Origin of the sequence: Pseudomonas capsici, from assembly GCF_017165765.1 — a bacterium.
Lineage (GTDB): Bacteria > Pseudomonadota > Gammaproteobacteria > Pseudomonadales > Pseudomonadaceae > Aquipseudomonas > Aquipseudomonas capsici.
The window spans coordinates 1-18193 of the sequence record NZ_JAFGZD010000016.1; the positions used below are offsets into that span (position 1 = coordinate 1).

The 18193-nt window shown below is 60.5% G+C and carries 18 protein-coding genes; 10 read left to right on the forward strand and 8 right to left on the reverse strand.

Annotated features, from left to right (window positions below):
- Positions 1–126: 126 nt before the first annotated feature.
- The 6 genes from JSY17_RS18815 to JSY17_RS18840 form a co-directional block, all read right to left on the reverse strand.
- A complete protein-coding gene (locus JSY17_RS18815) occupies positions 127–771 on the reverse strand; it encodes a TetR/AcrR family transcriptional regulator (protein WP_117185783.1) in 645 nt (214 codons plus the stop codon).
- A gap of 80 nt (positions 772–851) precedes the next feature.
- On the reverse strand, positions 852–1640 hold the full coding sequence (locus tag JSY17_RS18820; RefSeq protein WP_117185784.1) for an ABC transporter ATP-binding protein: 789 nt from the start codon (positions 1638–1640) through the stop codon (positions 852–854).
- Positions 1634–2632: an ABC transporter permease gene (locus tag JSY17_RS18825; RefSeq protein ID WP_122371875.1), complete on the reverse strand. Its 999-nt coding sequence runs from the start codon at positions 2630–2632 to the stop codon at positions 1634–1636. Before JSY17_RS18825 ends, JSY17_RS18820 begins: the two co-directional genes overlap by 7 nt.
- Entirely contained in the window at positions 2619–3692 is a 1074-nt protein-coding gene (locus tag JSY17_RS18830; RefSeq protein ID WP_117165042.1) for an ABC transporter substrate-binding protein, read from the reverse strand. The genes JSY17_RS18825 and JSY17_RS18830 overlap by 14 nt, the downstream gene beginning before the upstream one ends.
- Before the next feature lie 153 nt (positions 3693–3845).
- Positions 3846–5012, reverse strand: a complete 1167-nt coding sequence (locus tag JSY17_RS18835; protein ID WP_206402776.1) for an MFS transporter — start codon at positions 5010–5012, stop codon at positions 3846–3848.
- Between the two features lie 6 nt (positions 5013–5018).
- Positions 5019–5558 (reverse strand): GNAT family N-acetyltransferase, encoded by a 540-nt coding sequence (locus JSY17_RS18840; RefSeq protein WP_206402775.1) that lies wholly within the window; start codon positions 5556–5558, stop codon positions 5019–5021.
- A 106-nt stretch (positions 5559–5664) separates the two neighbouring features.
- Here JSY17_RS18840 and JSY17_RS18845 point away from each other — a divergent pair, with 106 nt between their 5' ends.
- Together JSY17_RS18845 and JSY17_RS18850 are read left to right on the forward strand one after the other, a co-directional pair.
- Positions 5665–6543, forward strand: a complete 879-nt coding sequence (locus JSY17_RS18845; RefSeq protein WP_117165044.1) for a LysR family transcriptional regulator — start codon at positions 5665–5667, stop codon at positions 6541–6543.
- Between the two features lie 162 nt (positions 6544–6705).
- Positions 6706–8289 (forward strand): aldehyde dehydrogenase (NADP(+)), encoded by a 1584-nt coding sequence (locus tag JSY17_RS18850; protein WP_122371878.1) that lies wholly within the window; start codon positions 6706–6708, stop codon positions 8287–8289.
- Positions 8290–8495: 206 nt separating this feature from the next.
- On the opposite strand, the gene JSY17_RS18855 is transcribed toward JSY17_RS18850, so the two are convergent.
- Together JSY17_RS18855 and JSY17_RS18860 are read right to left on the reverse strand one after the other, a co-directional pair.
- Positions 8496–9077 (reverse strand): GNAT family N-acetyltransferase, encoded by a 582-nt coding sequence (locus tag JSY17_RS18855; RefSeq protein WP_117165046.1) that lies wholly within the window; start codon positions 9075–9077, stop codon positions 8496–8498.
- Entirely contained in the window at positions 9077–9631 is a 555-nt protein-coding gene (locus JSY17_RS18860; protein WP_117165047.1) for an RNA polymerase sigma factor, read from the reverse strand. The genes JSY17_RS18855 and JSY17_RS18860 overlap by 1 nt, the downstream gene beginning before the upstream one ends.
- A 264-nt stretch (positions 9632–9895) precedes the next feature.
- On the opposite strand from JSY17_RS18860, the gene sctW reads away from it, so the two are divergent.
- The 8 genes from sctW to sctR are packed head-to-tail and all read left to right on the forward strand — an operon-like array spanning position 9896 to position 18186.
- Positions 9896–11011, forward strand: a complete 1116-nt coding sequence (gene sctW / locus JSY17_RS18865) for a type III secretion system gatekeeper subunit SctW (protein WP_117184462.1) — start codon at positions 9896–9898, stop codon at positions 11009–11011.
- Positions 11008–13113 carry a type III secretion system export apparatus subunit SctV gene (gene sctV / locus JSY17_RS18870; RefSeq protein ID WP_117184461.1) on the forward strand — a complete coding sequence of 702 codons (2106 nt, stop codon included), beginning with the start codon at positions 11008–11010 and terminating at the stop codon, positions 13111–13113. The genes sctW and sctV overlap by 4 nt, the downstream gene beginning before the upstream one ends.
- A gap of 10 nt (positions 13114–13123) precedes the next feature.
- On the forward strand, positions 13124–14104 hold the full coding sequence (locus JSY17_RS18875) for an FHA domain-containing protein (RefSeq protein ID WP_122371172.1): 981 nt from the start codon (positions 13124–13126) through the stop codon (positions 14102–14104).
- A complete protein-coding gene (locus JSY17_RS18880; RefSeq protein ID WP_117184459.1) occupies positions 14104–15459 on the forward strand; it encodes a FliI/YscN family ATPase in 1356 nt (451 codons plus the stop codon). The genes JSY17_RS18875 and JSY17_RS18880 overlap by 1 nt, the downstream gene beginning before the upstream one ends.
- On the forward strand, positions 15446–15910 hold the full coding sequence (locus JSY17_RS18885; RefSeq protein ID WP_117165052.1) for a type III secretion protein: 465 nt from the start codon (positions 15446–15448) through the stop codon (positions 15908–15910). Before JSY17_RS18880 ends, JSY17_RS18885 begins: the two co-directional genes overlap by 14 nt.
- A complete protein-coding gene (locus JSY17_RS18890; protein ID WP_206402773.1) occupies positions 15907–16470 on the forward strand; it encodes a type III secretion system HrpP C-terminal domain-containing protein in 564 nt (187 codons plus the stop codon). Before JSY17_RS18885 ends, JSY17_RS18890 begins: the two co-directional genes overlap by 4 nt.
- 1 nt (position 16471) lies before the next feature.
- On the forward strand, positions 16472–17536 hold the full coding sequence (gene sctQ / locus JSY17_RS18895; protein ID WP_117185790.1) for a type III secretion system cytoplasmic ring protein SctQ: 1065 nt from the start codon (positions 16472–16474) through the stop codon (positions 17534–17536).
- Positions 17533–18186: a type III secretion system export apparatus subunit SctR gene (sctR, locus tag JSY17_RS18900; protein WP_117165055.1), complete on the forward strand. Its 654-nt coding sequence runs from the start codon at positions 17533–17535 to the stop codon at positions 18184–18186. The genes sctQ and sctR overlap by 4 nt, the downstream gene beginning before the upstream one ends.
- Positions 18187–18193 lie beyond the last annotated feature (7 nt).

The window sequence follows — 18193 nt, forward strand, 5'->3', positions numbered from 1 at the left end:
CCCCCCTTTGCCGAAACAAAGGGGGCCGCCGTAAAGGCGGAACCGGTAGAACCAGCACATACCGATAATGGATATGTACACCCTTGCCCGCGAAGACAGCATTGAGGACGAGGCTTTTTCTACGGCTCAGGGACGAGCCCTTATCGCCTGATCGACCTGCGCAATGTAGGCATCGAAACTTTCCACCAGATCAACCTGATCCGGGAAACGCAGCCATTGAATCTGCAGCCCGTCCATCATCGCCAGGATCTGCTGGATCAGCACTGGCAAATCCACATCGGCCCGCACTTCCCCGCTTTCCACCAACGCCGTGAACTGCCCCAGCAGTCGCTGGTAAATCCGTTGATAACGGGTCTGGAACCATTCCCAGGCAGGATGGGTTTCCAGCAGGCTTTCCGAGTTGAGAATAGAGAACGCCCGGATCACACCCGGCGCCGTTGCATTGGAACGGTTGATGGCCCGCAGGCTGCCCAACAGGCTGGAGAGGTTGTTTTCTGCACGAACTTCGTCGGCAATCCTGCGGCTGACTTCATCGCGCCGGTCCAGAACGCCCATCAGCAAGGAAACCTTGTTGGGGAAGTGGTGCAGCAGGCCAGCGACGGATATACCGACGATCCCCGCCACCTGAGCCATGGACGCTCCGGTATAGCCTTCCAGGGAAAACACCTGCAAGGCCGCATCGAGCAGTTCTTCGCGGCGCTTTTCGCCTTTGGGCGCACGTCGTTGCCGGACAGCTGGCGACCCCGTGTCCTGTGGGTTGTGCCGGGTCATGGCAGGCTCCTTCTTGTTCAGGCGCGTACCCTACTCACTCAGGCCACAGGTCGCAATCCCGTGTCGCGACCGACCATCGCCTACCACCGCTCACCCAGCCCGAGCAGGCCGAGGATCTGGCGGCGCAGGTCCACCAGATAAGGATCGTCACGGTGACGCGGATAAGGCCGCTCGATGGTCAATTGCGCCTTGATGCTGGCAGGCCGGTCACTAAAAACGATCACGCGATTGGCCAGCAGCAACGCCTCTTCGACATCATGGGTCACCAGCAGCGCGGTATAGCCCTGGCGTTGCCACAGGTCGATCAGTTCCTGCTGCATGGCAATCCGGGTCAGGGAATCCAGCTTGCCCAATGGCTCGTCGAGAATCAGCAGTCGCGGTTCGTTGACCAGTGCTCGCGCCAGCGCCACCCGCTGCGCCATGCCGCCGGACAACTGCCGGGGATAAGCACGAGCAAACTGACTGAGCCCGACCGTGGCCAAGGCGGCATCGACCCTGGTTGAATGGGTTTTCAGCAAGCCCTGGGCTTGCAGCCCCAGCGCCACGTTGTCCCACACCCGACGCCAGGGATAGAGAGTCGGGTCCTGAAAGACCACGACCCGAGAAGGATCCGGGCCGCCAATGGGTACGCCATCGGCCAGCAAGGCACCCGAGTCGGCGGGTTCAAGCCCGGCCACCAGTCGCAACAGGGTGGACTTGCCGCACCCGGAAGGCCCGAGCAGCGCGACAAACTCGCCGGGCGCAACATCCAGTGAAACCTTGTCCAGCACCGGCAGGCGCTGGCCATCCAGAGCGAAGCCATGGCTGAGATTGTCGATGCGCAACGCAAGCCCGGACGAGGGATTTTCAGCATGAGCGGTGGCTACCATTTCATGGTTCCTTGTTGCCAGGCCAGCAGGCGGTCGCGAATCAGGAACAGCGCCGTGATCAGGCCGGAACACGCCAGCGCCATGATCAACAGTGCTGCATACATATTGGCGTAGGCCGCCCAGCCTTGCGCCCATTGCAGATACCAGCCGATTCCGGCTTTGACGCCCATCATCTCGGCGACCACCAGGGTCGAGAACGATGCCCCAAGGCCCATGAACAGTCCGACGAACACATGGGGCAAGGCAGCAGGAATCGCCACGTTGAAAATCAGGAAACCGGGCCTGGCTCCCAACGTACGCGCCACGTCGTAATAGGCCTTGTCGACACTGGCAACGCCCGACCAGGTCAGCACCGTCACCGGAAACCAGGTGGCCAGCGCAATCAGGAATACACTGGCGCTCCAGCTCGTGGGAAATAGAAAGAAGCACAACGGCAACAGGGCTGTGGAAGGCACCGGACCGAGAATGCGCAGGACCGGATGCAACCAGTAACCAATACTGCTCGACCAGCCGATGGCGACCCCGGCGATAAAACCGGTCACGGCTCCCAGCGCCACGCCAGTGCCCAGCAACAGGGCGGAATGCAACAGGCTTTCCAGCAGACGCGGCCAGTCTTCGACGTAGACATCCAGCAAGGCTTGTGGCGGTGCAAAAAATGGCACAGGCAGCAAACCCAGCTTGGCGGTGAGCACTTCCCAGATGCCCAGCAGGACCGGCAATGCAATCAGCCACGGCCCGGCCGCTTGAACTCGCCGCCCCAGCCCGGCGGACCAGCGCCCGGCAATACCGGCCAGCAAAATCAACAGGGCAATCGCCAGGCACAGATTGGCCAGGCCTTCGGTCATCGGCCACTTGCGTGTGGCATTGGGAAGGTACAGGGTCAATGCCGCAACCAGAATCCAGGCAAAGACAGCCACTGCGCCCTGCTTCCAGAAGTTGAAAGAGTCACGGGGTTCTTCGCTCGCCAGAGTAGAAGCCTCAGCTGAAGACATCGGCGGTAATCTCCCTGGAGAACTCGACGGCATCGGTGCTCTGTCGAATGACTTCGACGGTTTTCAGGTCAGTGACGTAGGTCTGGATTTCCCTGGTCAAGGCCGCGCCGACGGCATGATGGCCGTGAGTATGGTCGTGAAGGATCGCCTGAACCTCTTCCACCGAAGTGTTCAAGGCATGAGCCTGGAAGCCCTTGGCGACCACTTCGGGATGTTTCACGGCGTAAGCGTGAGCCTCGAGAATCGCCTGAGTCAGGGCTGCCACCACACGCTTTTCTTCACGCACCAGCTTGCCGGTGACGCCCACCACGCAGCAGCTCAGATTGGCATACTCCTCCACCAGATTGGTGGACAGTTCACGCGCCTTGCCGGCGTTGATCAGGCGATACATGAACGGATCGCTGCCGCTGACCGCCTGAACCTCGCCCCGCTCCAGCGCCGTGCCCAGCAGGTCTGCCGGATAAAGTCGCCAGTCCACATCCCGCACCGGATCGACGCCATGTTTCTTGAGCAGCACCGAGAAGAAATTGCGGTCGGGGCTGGCCATGTCGGTGACGCCGATGGCCTTGCCCTTGAGGTCTTCCAGCTTGTTGACCGGGCTGTTGGCGGCGCTGAGCAGACGCAGGCAACCGCCATGAGTGCCTGCCGTCAGCTTGACGTCGAAGCCCTGCTCCAAAGCCTTGAGCCATCGCAGCGCCATGCCGACACCGGCATCGGCCTTGCCGGTGGCAATGGCCTCCAGCAGCACTTCGGTGGAGTTGCCGAAGTTGACCAGTTCCACGTCCAGATTGTGCTTCTTGAAGAAACCCTGGCCATGGGCGATGACCACCGGTGCCAGGCAGACTGCATTGAGGTTGACCGCCAGTTTGAGGGCCCTGGGCTCGTCCAGGCGAATGAAATCGCCAGTGCCGTCAGGCTCGATATCCGGATGACTCAGATGCCCGGCATGCTCGTCCACTGCCCAACCGGAACGCGGCAACGACAGCAACAAAGGGCTGGCAAGGACGGCACTGGCCCATCCCAGCAAGCGGCGACGGGTTAACGAATCAAAAGCGGCCATGCAGGTCCTTCCTTGAGAATGAAAACGGTGACGGCCTTCACCGAAAGGTTTTAATAACCTTTCTCAAGGATCCGGCAATTGCTTAAAACCATATCACCGGATAAAACATTCTATAAATTCATTTAAATTCTATATAAATATGCAAATAGTCTATCAACCAATAGAAGCCTGACCCCAGCGCCGCAGAACGATCGCCAGGCCCCACACCAGCATACTGAGGCCCAGCGAGAGCCCTATCAGCCCGCGATCTCCTGAAGCCTCATGCACCAGAGCGTAGAACCAGGGCGCACCTGCCGCACACAGAAAACCCGGTGCCAGCAGCCTGCCCTGCAGCCGGGTGTAACGGTCATGGGCAAAAAGCTCGAACGGCAGGCTGGCACGCAGCAAAGTGCCCAGGCCGTTCATGGCGCCGTAACCGAAGAGGAACAGACAGGCCAGCCAGCTTCTTCCCTGACTCATGAGCGCCACGGTAAAGCACAGGGTCAGACCGGCACCCACCCAGACATTCAGACGCAGCGCCGATATCGACTGCCCAAGCATGACCTGCAACAGACGGGCGCAGGTCTGTCCGATACCCCACAAGGCCACCAGCCCCAGCGGTACACCGAACCCTGTCAGCATGGCTGGCAAGTGCGCCGACAGACCGGCGGACATGAAGCCGATCAGCATCATGCTCAGGGCATAACCGATCTGCGGCAGCCAGGGCGTAGCCATCGGCGGCTCATGGGTGACGACAGGCTCTTGTACGGAACCTGTACGCAGATCCGGCAGCCGACTCGCCAACAGACCACTGAACAGGGCTAGGACGGCATACACCCCGAGTGCGTTGCGCCAGCCGAACATATCCTGCAAGTGATGGCCCAACGGCCAGAACACCGCAGATGCCAGGCCACCCAGCAAGGTGATCTGCATCATCAGCGGACGAGCCCTGGCAGCCAGCCATCCGGCCAGAACTGCAAACAGCGCATCGTAAAGGGACAAACGCATTCCGATGCCGAGGATGCACCAGGCCATGAAGTACAGCGTCGGACCATGACACAGCGACAGAGCACAGCAACCGACCGCGTTGAGCACCGCTCCCGACTGCATCACCTGCCGCGCGCCCAGACACTGGATCAGGCGGGCAACCAGTGGAGAAACCAGCCCCATGACCAGCATCGCCACCGATAATCCGGCAAAGACCCGCTGCCCGCTCCAGCCCAGATCGTGGGCAATGGCGTTGCCAAAAGCCCCTGGCAGGTAAAACGTCACGCCCCAATTGATCAACTGCGCAACGCCCAGTCTTGACACCGCATGCCGGGGCAACGCCGTGCTGTTCACCCGGTTTCACACAACAGGTTCAGGCGTGCCGAGCGAACCGTCGCCCAAGGCCCGCTGCATCAGCACGGTATCGACCCAGCGCCCATGCTTGAAGCCTACCGACTCGAAGACGCCTACCCGATGAAACCCCAGGCGCTCGTGCAGACGGATCGACGCGACGTTCTCACTGTTACCGATAATGGCGATCATCTGCCGCCAGCCGCCTTCGACACAGTGCTCCACCAGCCCGGCCAGCAGCGCCTGGCCGATACCCAGCCCTCCCATGCCACTGCGCACATAAACCGAGTCTTCCACGGTAAAACGGTAGCCCGGACGCGGCCGATAAGGCGTGACATAGCCATACCCCACCACTTCACCCTGATGTTCCGCGACCCGATAAGGCAACCCCTTGGCCATCACTTCGGCACGTCGGCGCAGCATTTCCGCCAGGCTCGGCGGCTCCAGTTCAAAGCTGGAAATCCCCTCCAGGACATGCTCGGCATAGATCGCCTGGACCGCAGGCATATCGTCGTCGCGGGCGTCACGCAGAATCAGGGCATCGTTCATCTTTAAAACTCTTTGGCGGGTGCTATTGAATGAGAGCCATGATGCAGCGCGGCAAACCATAAACAAAGCTATGATTATTCATCCTCAGCATAAGTAAAACTTTGCCATGCGCCGACTGAACCTCAATCATCTGCACACCTTCTCGCTGGTCATCGCCCATGGCAGCTTCTCGGCAGCAGCCGAACGCCTGAACCTCACCCAACCGGCGGTAAGCCTGCAAGTTCGGCAACTGGAAGAGCATCTGAACCTGCGCCTGATCGAGCGAGTGGGCAAGCGCATCAAGCCCACCTCGGCAGGCAGCACCTTGCTGGAGCATGCTTCGCGAATCGATGCGGTTGTCGAAGACGCCATGCTGGAGCTTTCCAGTCATGCCCACGGCATAGCCGGACAGATCGCCATCGGCACCGGAGCCACTGCCTGCATTCATCTGCTGCCGCCCATGCTGCAAGACCTGAGACGACGCTTCCCCGATCTGGACGTGCGGGTCAGTACCGGCAATACCGACGGTATTCTCAAGGCCGTGGAAGAAAACCGTCTGGACCTGGCCCTGGTCACCCTGCCCGCTTCAGGGCGCAGCCTGGAAGTCACACCGCTGCTGGAAGATGAATTCGTGGCGATTTTTGCCAGCCGTCAGGACCCGCTGCCCGAGACCTTTACCCCTCAGACACTGAGCGATTACCCGCTGGTGGTGTTCGAAGCCGGCAGCAGTACCCGCCTGCTCATCAACGAGTGGTACTTGCAGGCGGGCATCCGCATCAAACCGGTGATGGAACTGGGCAGCATCGAAGCCATCAAGGAAATGGTCGCTGCGGGACTGGGCTACAGCATCGTGCCCCGTATGTCGGTGGCCGCTACCCATCATCGGCGCGGGTTGCAGGTTCATTCCCTGACACCGGGGCTGAGCCGTACACTGGGCATCGTGTTGCGTCAGGACAAACCGGTGAGCAAGGCATTGCGCAAGGTGCTGGATGCGCTTCGCGGCTGAGCGATTCACTCCTGCCGCTATCCTGCTTTGGCAGTTGCATATGCTGCCGACCAAGTTGTACGATGACTGCTGACCTCACAGATTCGGCAACCCATAAAGGAGCGCAGGCCCCCGGCGTTTACCCGGACCCTGCCTCCCACGTCAAAACAACAGGAGATACCGATGCCTAACATTCTCGGCCACAACTTCATCGCTGGCGGCCGCAGCGCCCTTGGTCAGATCCAGCAGAAAAGCCTCGACGCCACGACCGGTGAAGAACTGCCGTACAGCTTCTCCCAGGCCACCGATGGCGAAATCGATGCCGCTGCCCTGGCTGCCAAGGAAGCCTTCCCTGAATTCCGTCAACTGAGCCCGGCCCGTCGCGCCGAGTTCCTTGAAGCCATCGCTGACGAGATCGACCAGTTGGGCGATGACTTCGTCGCCATCGTCTGCCAGGAAACCGCTCTGCCTCAAGCGCGTATCCAGGGTGAACGCGGTCGTACCAGCGGTCAGATGCGTCTGTTCGCCAAGGTCCTGCGCCGTGGCGATTACCTGGGTGCCCGTATCGACCTGCCGCTGCCGGATCGCAAGCCGCTGCCACGCGTCGACCTGCGCCAATACCGCATCGGTGTCGGCCCGGTTGCCGTCTTCGGTGCCAGCAACTTCCCGCTGGCCTTCTCTACCGCCGGTGGTGATACCGCCGCTGCGCTGGCCGCTGGCTGCCCGGTCGTCTTCAAGGCCCACAGTGGTCACATGGCCACTGCCGATCTGGTGGGCAGTGCAATTATTCGCGCAGCCGAACGCACCCAGATGCCAAAAGGCGTGTTCAACATGATCTTCGGCAATGGCGTCGGTGAAGGTCTGGTCAAGCACCCGGCCATTCAGGCTGTCGGCTTCACCGGCTCTCTGGGCGGCGGTAACGCGCTGAGCAAGATGGCCGCCGAGCGTCCGCAACCGATTCCGGTCTTCGCGGAAATGTCGAGCATCAACCCGGTGGTGCTGCTGCCCGAAGCGCTGGCAGCACGCGGCGAAACCGTGGCCAAGGACCTGGCAGCTTCGGTTGTCATGGGTGCCGGCCAGTTCTGCACCAACCCTGGCGTGGTGATCGGTCTGCGCTCTGCAACCTTCTCGGCCTTCCTTGAGCAACTGACCGAGCACATGGGCGGCCAGGCTCCACAAACCATGCTCAACGCCGGTGGCCTGCGCAGCTACAGCAAGGGTGTCGAGCACCTGCTGGCGCATCCGGGGGTGACTCACCTGGCAGGCAAGCCGCAGGAAGGCAAGCAGGCTCAGGCACAACTGTTCAAGGCTGATGTCAGCCTGCTGCTCAACGGCGACGAACTGTTGCAGGAAGAAGTCTTCGGCCCGACCACGCTGGTCATCGAAGTCGCTGACGATGCCGAACTGAAGAAAGCGCTGCTGGCCTTGCGTGGTCAGCTCACCGCGACCCTGATCGGCGAGCAGGCAGACCTGGCCAAATACAACTGGCTGCTGCCGCTGCTGGAAGAAAAAGTCGGTCGTATCCTGGTCAACGGCTACCCGACCGGCGTCGAAGTCTGCGATGCCATGGTTCACGGTGGTCCGTACCCGGCGACTTCCGATGCCCGCGGTACTTCGGTAGGCAGCCTGGCCATCGATCGCTTCCTGCGTCCGATCTGCTATCAGAACCAGGCTGACAGCCTGTTGCCACCTGCCCTGCAGAACGCCAACCCGCTGGGCCTGAGACGTCTGGTCAATGGCGAGTGGAGCGACCAGCCTATCGTCTGATCGGCTGCCACAAAAAACAGCGGCGCGGCCTGAAAAGGCTGCGCCGTTTTTTTTGCCTTCACAACAGTGACCTTGTACAGAATGGCCAGGACCTTATGCCGGTCCTGACCGGAATCAGCACCGCATCGACCGTCAGCACGGCCGTGCGGTAGATAACACGGTATGCACCTGCAATCAGTGCATACCCTTTTTTCAGCGCTGGCGAATCAGACCGCCTCCGAGACATTGATCCGCACCGGCACGTTCAGCGACTGCCCCAATGGCAGGCCAAACAGCAGAACGTCGGAACGTTGCTCACCGAAGCGGGCGATATTGGGCAAGCGAGCCCACAGGTGGGCACCCACTGCCGTGACGATCTTCTGGCTCGGCGTATTGGCCGCCATGATCCAGGCCACCAGATTCTCGAGGCCGGCCTGTCGACCCAGGATAACCGTCGCCTTGCAGAGCAGGACGCCAATCCCGCTGCCGAAATGGTCAGCGCGCACATAAATGGCCGTTTCTCCGGTTCTGTAACAGGCCTGCGTTCCCCAACTGAAGCGGTTGATCGACAACCAGCCCAGGATTTCGCCACGCCGCTCGTAAACGTAGACGGGCAAGCCATCGCGCTTGTAAAGGTTGACGTAGAACTTCACTTCTTCGTAGGTCATTGGCCGGGTAACCGGCGAGTTGGCCCCACTGCCGGCCGTTTCGTTGAAGATGTTCATCATGGCTTCGAGGTCGTCTTCAGTGAACTCGCGAATACCGCGGGGCAGACGTGGCAGCTCAGGGTTAGGGACAAAACTGTTCATCAGTGAATCTCCTTGGAATAAACGCTGGATTTGAGCTGTCCACGAGCACGGGCCAGTCGTGAGCGGATGGTGCCGATCGGGATGTCCAGATGACGCGCGGCATCCTGGTAGCTGATGTCCGAATCGACCACCAGTTGAATGACGGTACGCATGTCCACCGAGAGTTCTTCGATGGCTTCCAGGGTCCGGCCCAGGGTGCGCTGGTAATCGCTGACCAGGCTCGGGTCATGGCCCTGCTCCAGGTTTTCCAGCTCGGAGTCGGTCAGCTCCATGCACTGAGGCTGGTTATAGAAGGTCTTGAAATGGTTCCTCACCAGATTGGCTGCAATCCCGAACAGCCAGGTCTCAGGCCGGGAGGTGCCCAGATATTTGTGCTGGTTGCGCCAGGCCTCCAGATAGGTCATCTGCATCAGGTCATCTACATCCGCCTGATTGAATACGCGTTTAGCGATGAAACCTCGCAGCTTTTTCTCGCTGCTTTTAGCAAGGCCACCCAAGTCCAGTGCGATAACACCAATGACTTTCCCTTCGCGCTGCATGCCTTTGACTTCCACGGTTGTATCTCCATATCCATAAGTAACTTTTGCCGGTAGTGGCCAGATAGGGAGAGCAGCGAACGTACCAACTATTTAATAATTTCAAGTCATTGATTTATAAGTATTTATAGTCGGTAAAAAGGAGGTTTTGTGCCATTTGTTGCATTCTCGATATAAAGGCTGTGCAAGAACTGGCACAGCATTCAAAGCACCCGATTGCAGGAACCGGTTGCGCTTAAACGCCACTCAGGAAACACATGTTCCGAGGCGATAGCGCAGCCCATGAAAATCAACTCCTTCCCAGATATGCGGCCTGCTGACCTGGAGCCGCTTCCTCGTCCTCCTCTGGCGGAAACCAGATCGTTCGCGCCCAAGAACCCATTGCTCGACTCCATGGAAGAAGTGGCGATGAAGTTCAGCGAAAGCGTGGAGCGCCACAGCAAGGGACTGGACGAGCGACATGTCCGTGAGTCCGGCAGTTCGCAACGTATCGAACGCATCGAGAAACTGGCCGAGATGTACCGCCTGCTCGATAACAGCGAGCAGCCAAGCCTGGAACAACAGGCCAGGCGCATGCAGATCCAGATGATGCAGCAAGGCAGCTCGATGCCTGACCTGCTGAAGATGGCGGACAACGACCCGGCGCGGGCCGACATTCTGTTGCAGCAGGTGGTGCGCCTGTCCGTTGCCGAGGGCAGCGAAGCCAGTCACGACCAGGCGCAGACCATGCTTGAAGAGCTGCGTCTGACCCACGGCGACAAGATTCGCGCCGGTTTGAATACCGCCAGCGCCATCGCCCTGTTCAGCAGCGACCCACAGCAACGCAGCCTGATGCGTCAGCTCTATTACAAGGCAATCGTCGGCCAGCAGCCTCTGGCCACTCTGCTGGAAGCCTTGCTCGAACGCTTCAACGAAGATCAGTTCGCCCGTGGCCTGCGTACCCTGCAACGGGCACTGGCCGATGACATTGCCGCCCTTGCCCCCTCACTGCCCGGCGGCGTGCTGCGCTCGATGCTGCGTGGCCTGGGTGCCAGCGGCCAGTTGAACAACCTGCTGAAAACCTGCCTGGCATTGCTTGAACGCCTGGCAAAGAAATCCCCCGACAGCAGCATGACGGCACTGGGCATGAGCAAACGGGTACTGCGCTTCTGCGGCAACGGTTTCTTCGCCCGCGACCTGACACTGCTGGCCGAGGAAACCATTGGCCGCACGCCGAACCTGCAACCGCTGTTCTTCAACGGCCTGTACCCGTTGCTGCAAAACCTGCCTCTGCCGTTATGGAAAGACCTGAAGACCCGCCAGAACGGCCTGCGCCTGTTGCAGGGCCTGATGGATGAACTGTCTCGCCAGGAACGCAAGGCCATGGGCATTGAAGATGCCGGGAGAACCCTCCAATGATCCGCATCATCCATGCACTCAACAACCTCGCGCTGGCGGTGATGAGGCGCACGGAAATCGTCGGCGCGATCATGGTCATGGCCATCGTGTTCATGATGATCCTGCCCTTGCCCACCGCACTGGTGGACGTGCTGATCGCGCTAAACATCTGTATTTCTTCACTGCTTATCGTGCTGGCGATGTATCTGCCGCGCCCGCTGGCATTCTCGACCTTTCCGGCGGTACTGCTGCTGACCACCATGTTTCGCCTGGCCCTGTCGATTGCCACTACCCGTCTGATTCTGCTGCAACAGGATGCCGGTCATATCGTCGAAGCATTCGGCAGCTTCGTGGTTGGCGGCAACCTGGCGGTGGGTCTGGTGATCTTCCTGATCCTGACCATCGTCAACTTTCTGGTGATCACCAAGGGTTCGGAACGGGTTGCGGAAGTGGCCGCGCGCTTCACCCTCGACGCGATGCCCGGCAAGCAGATGTCCATCGACAGCGACCTGCGCGCCAACCTGATCAACGTTCGCGAAGCCCGGCATCGTCGCGAGCAGTTGTCCAAGGAAAGCCAGCTGTTCGGTGCGATGGACGGCGCGATGAAGTTTGTGAAGGGTGATGCCATCGCCGGTCTGGTGATCGTGTTCATCAACCTCATCGGTGGTTTTTCCATCGGCGTGATGCAGCACGGCATGGAAGCCGGTGACGCCATGCACCTGTACTCGGTGCTGACCATCGGTGACGGCCTGATCGCCCAGATCCCTGCGCTGCTGATCTCCCTGACCGCGGGCATGATCATCACCCGCGTGGCTCCGGACAGCCAGACCGCCGACGCCAACATCGGTCATGAAATCGCCGAACAGCTCACCAGCCAGCCAAAGGCCTGGGTGTTCGCCTCTCTCGGGATGATGGGGTTCGGCCTGATTCCCGGGATGCCGACCATTGTTTTTGCGTGCATCAGCCTGTTGTGCCTGTTCAGCGGTCTGATCCAGTTGTGGCGGATTCGCCAGAAGGAGCTCTACCAGAATCAGATCGGTGCCGCCGGCAATGCCTCGCCTGAACTCAACGGTCGCGAGGATATCCGCCGCTTCAACCCGTCGCGGGCCTATCTGCTGCAGTTTCACCCCAGCCACCAGGGGGTGATGGAACTCGACATGCTAATTCAAGGCATTCGTCAGCGCCGCAACACACTGGTTCACAACTTCGGCCTGACGCTGCCTTCCTTCGATATAGAGTTCGTGGAAAGTTGTGAAATCGACGAATTCCGCTTCTGCGTCTATGAAGTGCCGTTTGTGCGCGCCACCATTTCCCTGACCCACGTGGCCGTCGATATTCGTGATGTCGAGGAAGGCCAGCCCGGCTACCCCGGCCGGATCGACCGCGATGAAGCCCAGTGGATGTGGGTCGATGCGAACGATCCGCTGTTCCAGGACGAGGATATCGTCGGCATACGGCCTCATGAGCTGATCCTTGAACGCATGAGCCGCGCCTTCCAGGCCACCGGCCCGCAATTCATCGGCCTTCAGGAAAGCAAGGCGATCCTCAGCTGGCTGGAATCCGAACAGCCGGAGCTGGCCCAGGAGCTGCAACGCACCTTGCCTCTGGCGCGCTTTGCCGCCGTGCTGCAACGTCTTTCTGCCGAACTGGTTTCGCTGCGCTCGGTCAGGCCGATTGCCGAAACCCTGATCGAACAAGGCCAGCATGAGCGCGACCTCAACGCCCTGACCGACTATGTACGCATCGCCCTCAAGGCGCAGATCTGCCATCAACACAGTGAAGAAAACACCCTCAATACCTGGCTGGTGACGCCGGAAACGGAAGTGTTGCTGCGCGATGCCCTGCGCCAGACCCAGAACGAATCCTACTTTGCCCTTGAACCCGAGCTGGGCAGTGCGCTGCTGGAACAGTTGCGCGAAGCCTTTGCCCTGCAATCGAACCCGCCGTCCAGCCCCAAGGCGGTACTGCTGGTTGCCCAGGACCTGCGCAGCCCCTTGCACAGCCTGCTGGCAGATGAGTTCAACCACGTACCCGTGCTGTCTTTCGCCGAGTTGTTATCCACGGTGCAAGTCAAGGTTCTGGGTCGCATCGACCTGGATGAAGCACAAGCCCTGATGGCCTGATGGAGTCCCTATGGAAACCAAGAAACACTATGAATTACGGGTACTGACCGGCCTGCACCGGGGCGCGGCACTGCCCTTGAACGGCGATCAATGGAGCATCGGCTCATCCAGCGGCGCAGACCTTGCGCTGTACGATCCCGGCATCAAGGACAGCCATTGCATGCTGCGACTGGTGGACAGCACCTGGTCGCTGGCCAGCAGCGAAGGTGCCGTCACCGACAGCGAAGGCCACAAGATCGAGGGCATTACCCAGCTTGAACCGGGTACGCCTTTTGCCCTCAATGGCGTGTGGTTGTCGGTACTCAGCGCCAACACCGAATGGCCGCCCGAAGAGGAAGAAGAGCAGCCTCAGGCTTCTGCCCGGGACTTTGCACAGGCCATCAACGACCCGGAACTGGAACAGATACAAGAACCCGAACCGCAACCCGAGGAGCTTGTCGCCGAACGTGAAGCACCGGCGAGCAAGCCGGCACCGCGCTCACTGCTCGGGCCCTTACTGCTGGCCGGCTCACTGCTGGTGTTTCTCGGTGCGCTGCTCTGGCTGTTCAATCAGCAGCAGCCTGCACCGCCCGCGCCGCTGAAACCCTCGAAAATCGAGCTCAAGGATGCGACCGAGGTCAAGAAAGTCCTCACCAAGATGCTTGAAGAACGCGAGCTGCAAAAGCGCATCACCCTGGCCGAAGAAGAAGGAAAGATTTTCCTGCACGGTCCTTTCGACGAAGACGACCTGCTGCAATCCACCTCGCGAATGCTGTTGCACTTCGATCGCCAGTACAAAAGCCCGTTGCAAGTGCTCAATGCCCTGCCCGCTGCCACGGCACAACTGCCTTTCACCATCATTCAGATCAGCAATACCCGCCTGGCCAGTGTCCTGACCAGCGATGGACGACGCCTGTTCCTGGGCGATGAAGTCGATGGTGTGCGCTTCGTGGACATCAACGAACACAAAGTGGTGTTCGAAGGTGAGCGGCGCGTGGAGGTGAGCTGGTGATGAATTCGACCATGACACCTCTGGACACCTGGCGTCAGGAACACAGCGAGCGGCTGCAACGCTGCGCACCGGTCGAGGTCATGGGCCGTATCGCCGGTGTCAGCGGCATCCTCTTGCACAGCCATATGCCCCAGGCACGGATCGGGGACCTGTGCGAAATCCGTCGGGCCGATGGCACTGAAGTCATGGCCGAAATCGTGGGTTTCGATCGCAAGCACACCTTGCTCGCAGCCCTCGGGGCACTGGACGGCATCGCCATCGGCGCACCGGTCAGGCCGCTGTTCCAGCCCCATAGTCTGGTGGTGGGTGAATACCTGCTGGGCTCGGTGCTGGATGGTTTCGGCCGCTCGCTGAGCGGCGACGGACCTTCGGCCTTTGCGCTGTCCGGCGCAGCGGGTGCCCAGCCGGTGATCCGCGATGCGCCGCCCGCCACCGAGCGCCCCAGGATCGAAGCGCCGCTGTCCACCGGCCTGCGCGCCATCGACGGGCTGCTGACCCTGGGCGAAGGCCAGCGGGTCGGGCTGTTCGCCGGTGCGGGCTGCGGCAAGACCACGCTGCTGGCAGAGATGGCACGCAATACGCCCTGCGAAGCGATTGTGTTCGGCCTGATCGGTGAACGCGGACGCGAATTGCGCGAGTTTCTCGACCACGAACTGGACGAGGAACTGCGCTCGCGAACCGTGCTGGTCTGCTCCACGTCGGACCGCAGCAGCATGGAGCGTGCCCGCGCGGCCTTCACCGCCACCACCATCGCCGAAGGTTTCCGACAGCAAGGCAAATCGACCCTGCTGATCATCGACTCCCTCACCCGTTTCGCACGGGCCCAGCGGGAAATCGGCCTTGCCAGTGGCGAGCCGGCAGGTCGCGGCGGGCTTCCCCCATCGGTCTACAGCCTGCTGCCGCGTCTGGTGGAGCGCGCCGGACGAACCCGTACCGGTGCCATCACCGCCCTGTATTCGGTCCTGATCGAGCAGGACTCGATGAACGACCCGGTGGCCGACGAGGTTCGCTCCCTGCTGGACGGCCATATCGTGCTCTCGCGACGCCTGGCAGAGCGCGGCCATTACCCGGCTGTGGACATTCTGACCAGCCTGAGTCGAACGATGAGCAATGTGGTGGGAACCGAACAGGTCAAGGGTGCCACACAGATACGCAGACTGTTGGCTGCTTACCAGCAAGTGGAAATGTTGATCAAGCTGGGTGAGTACCAACAGGGGAACGATCCATTGACCGATTTCGCTGTGCAATCGCGCGATCAGATCATGGATTTTCTGCAGCAATCGCTACGAGACCCGGTGTCGCTGGAAGACACCCTGGACCACCTCATACAGGTAACTGCTGATGTCCCACGATGACCTTGACCTGTCGGATTCGGCCAATGATCCGCAAATGAATACCCTTGGCCAGACCCTGGATATCCTGGCGCCGATCCGTCGCCATCGCCTGACCCTGGCCGAACAGGCCTGGCGTCGCCAGAACCAGGTGCTCAACGAGCTGCAGACCCGTCTGCATCAGATGACCCAGGACCTTGAGTCATTGCACCAGGCCTATCGGCAGTCACGCATCGAGCAGCGCGAGCGGCACGCGAACCGTCCGTTGCCCCTGAGCGAAATGAACGACTGGCTGGCCCAGGAACGCCAGGCCATCCGGCATATCGAGCGCAACGAAAAGCACCTGAGCAATCTGCAGCATGAACATCGCCAGCAGCAAATGTGGACTGAAGACAGCCACACGGAACTGCGCAAACGCCAGCGTGATGTTGAAAAACTCGATTACCTGATGGATCTCGCCCGGGAGGCCTCATGAACACCAGGCCCGCGCAGCACAAACCCGCGCCTGTTCGACAGCCGGAACCTCCCAAGCCCCGCAGCAGCACCAACAACAGCAGCGAGAGCACGGTTACGCCGATCAGGCACGAACGCGGCGAGCATGTGCCTCACGAAACCCTGGAAGAAGGCGAACTCTTCGAGCAGATGATGACTGCATCCAGCGACAACGTCTTCTGGCTGGGCAACGAGCAGCCACAAGGGCTGAACGATGGCTGGCGCGACGGCGAAAAGCATGGCGGTAATGCCTCGTTGCCAGCCACACCGGTCGAGGACTTGTGGGACTCCCTGCTCAACCCGATCGAAGAACACCTGGCCAGCAACGAAATGGAGCCCATGGAAGCCATCTTCGAGCTGCCGAATCTGGGCAAGGTGACCGTGCAGGTCATTCCGCGCAGCGACGGTCTGGACATTGCCCTGCGCTTTGCCCGTGACGCCGCCTTGCAGCGCTGTCAGGAAATCCGTGAAACCAGCCGTGAATGGCTCAGCCAGCGGCTTGGACGTCGCGTCAGGCTCACACTCGATCAGGCAGGTCATTGAAATGAATGCACAGGCACTAGCCCTCAGACCCGTCAGCACCACCGAGGCTTCGATCCGGCAACGGATAGGCACCGGTCTGAGCCTGCCTTTCCAGCTCAATCGGCAAAAAGGTCAACTGGCCCTGCGCCTGGCCCCCATGCCCGGCCAGAGCGTCGACGAAGGTCATCTGGAATGTGCGTCCGGTCCTTTGCGACTGACCAATACCGAAGCCCTGCTGGGTCTGTTGTCCAGTTGCCCGGCCTTGTTGCAGCCGTCGGACAGCAGCGAAGACCATCAATGGTACTGGCAGCTTTACAACCATTACCTGAGCCCGGAACTGCAGCATCTGTTCGGCACCCTGCAACCGCTGGACCAGACCAATGAACAAGGGCTGGACTGCCTGCTGGAAGCACGCATCAACGGTTTGCGGGTCTGCTCGCGGCTCTCTGCGCCGCCCGCCACCCTGCTCGATCTGCTGGATCGTGGCCAGTGGCAGCAGAAACCCGTCGGCAAGACCTGGCCGTGGCCCGTCAACATCCCGCTGCTGCTGGGCCATCTGGCACTGACTTACAAGCAGTTGAAGGGCCTGCGCCCGGGCGATGTGCTGCTGCCCGATCACCCCCTGTTTACCCCCGATGGCCACGGAATACTGCAACTGGGCTCCTGCCGACTGAACCTGGTCCAGGAATCCGCCAACGCATTGTGCTTCACCCTTACCGAACTGGAGCAAGACACCATGAATGCCACTATCGACCACTTTGCGGCGTCCGACAGCGATAACCCGATCCTGCTCGACGATATCCATCTGCAGGAACATGAAGAGTTCGCTGAAAACACGGCTGACGGCAACGACGACCTGGAGCGCTTCAACGATCTGGCCCTGGCCCTGACGCTGCGGGCGGGCAATCTCTCTCTGAGTCTGGGTCAGCTGCGTTCGCTGTCCGTCGGCTCCGTACTGACCTTCAACGGCTGCGCGCCGGGCAATGCCATGCTGTTTCATGGCGAACGGGCGCTGGCACATGGCGAACTGGTGGATGTCGAAGGACGTCTGGGTCTGCAGATCACCCGCATGGAAGCCTTGCGGTGAACCTGCAGGATGCCAACCCACTGACGCTGGCCCTGTTTCTGGGGGCTCTGTCACTGGTGCCATTGCTGATGATCATCTGCACGGCCTTCCTGAAGATCGCCATGGTGCTGTTGATCACCCGCAACGCCATCGGTGTCCAGCAGGCTCCACCGAACATGGCGCTGTATGGCATTGCCCTGGCAGCCACCCTGTTCATCATGGCGCCGGTGTTCAACGAAATGGGGCAACGGGTCAAGAAGCTTCCCGAGCGGCTGGATAACTTTGCTGCCATGGAAAGCGCCGGCAAGCATGTGATCGAACCGTTGCGCCTGTTCATGACCCGCAATATCGACCCGGACATCCAGACCCACCTGCTGGAAAACACCCAGCGCATGTGGCCCAAGGAAATGTCGTCCCAGGCCAGCCGCGATGACCTGCTGCTGGTCGTGCCGGCCTTCGTGCTGTCCGAGTTGCAGGCCGGTTTTCAGATCGGCTTCCTGATCTATATCCCGTTCATCGTCATCGACCTGATTGTCTCGAACATTCTGCTGGCCCTGGGCATGCAGATGGTTGCGCCGATGACCATTTCGCTGCCGCTGAAAATTCTCCTGTTCGTGCTGGTCGATGGCTGGACCCGCCTGCTCGATGGGCTCTTCTACAGCTACATGTGATCTGCCG

Excerpts from the sequence above, each read along its gene's own strand:
- JSY17_RS18815 (WP_117185783.1), bottom strand. The coding sequence starts at position 771 with ATGACCCGGCACAACCCACAGGACACGGGGTCGCCAGCTGTCCGGCAA.
- sctQ (WP_117185790.1), top strand. The coding sequence starts at position 16,472 with ATGAATGCACAGGCACTAGCCCTCAGACCCGTCAGCACCACCGAGGCT.
- JSY17_RS18845 (WP_117165044.1), top strand. The coding sequence starts at position 5,665 with ATGCGCCGACTGAACCTCAATCATCTGCACACCTTCTCGCTGGTCATC.
- JSY17_RS18840 (WP_206402775.1), bottom strand. The coding sequence starts at position 5,558 with ATGAACGATGCCCTGATTCTGCGTGACGCCCGCGACGACGATATGCCT.
- sctW (WP_117184462.1), top strand. The coding sequence starts at position 9,896 with ATGAAAATCAACTCCTTCCCAGATATGCGGCCTGCTGACCTGGAGCCG.
- JSY17_RS18850 (WP_122371878.1), top strand. The coding sequence starts at position 6,706 with ATGCCTAACATTCTCGGCCACAACTTCATCGCTGGCGGCCGCAGCGCC.
- JSY17_RS18880 (WP_117184459.1), top strand. The coding sequence starts at position 14,104 with ATGAATTCGACCATGACACCTCTGGACACCTGGCGTCAGGAACACAGC.
- JSY17_RS18825 (WP_122371875.1), bottom strand. The coding sequence starts at position 2,632 with ATGTCTTCAGCTGAGGCTTCTACTCTGGCGAGCGAAGAACCCCGTGAC.
- JSY17_RS18875 (WP_122371172.1), top strand. The coding sequence starts at position 13,124 with ATGGAAACCAAGAAACACTATGAATTACGGGTACTGACCGGCCTGCAC.
- JSY17_RS18890 (WP_206402773.1), top strand. The coding sequence starts at position 15,907 with ATGAACACCAGGCCCGCGCAGCACAAACCCGCGCCTGTTCGACAGCCG.
- JSY17_RS18820 (WP_117185784.1), bottom strand. The coding sequence starts at position 1,640 with ATGGTAGCCACCGCTCATGCTGAAAATCCCTCGTCCGGGCTTGCGTTG.
- JSY17_RS18885 (WP_117165052.1), top strand. The coding sequence starts at position 15,446 with ATGTCCCACGATGACCTTGACCTGTCGGATTCGGCCAATGATCCGCAA.
- JSY17_RS18855 (WP_117165046.1), bottom strand. The coding sequence starts at position 9,077 with ATGAACAGTTTTGTCCCTAACCCTGAGCTGCCACGTCTGCCCCGCGGT.
- sctV (WP_117184461.1), top strand. The coding sequence starts at position 11,008 with ATGATCCGCATCATCCATGCACTCAACAACCTCGCGCTGGCGGTGATG.
- JSY17_RS18830 (WP_117165042.1), bottom strand. The coding sequence starts at position 3,692 with ATGGCCGCTTTTGATTCGTTAACCCGTCGCCGCTTGCTGGGATGGGCC.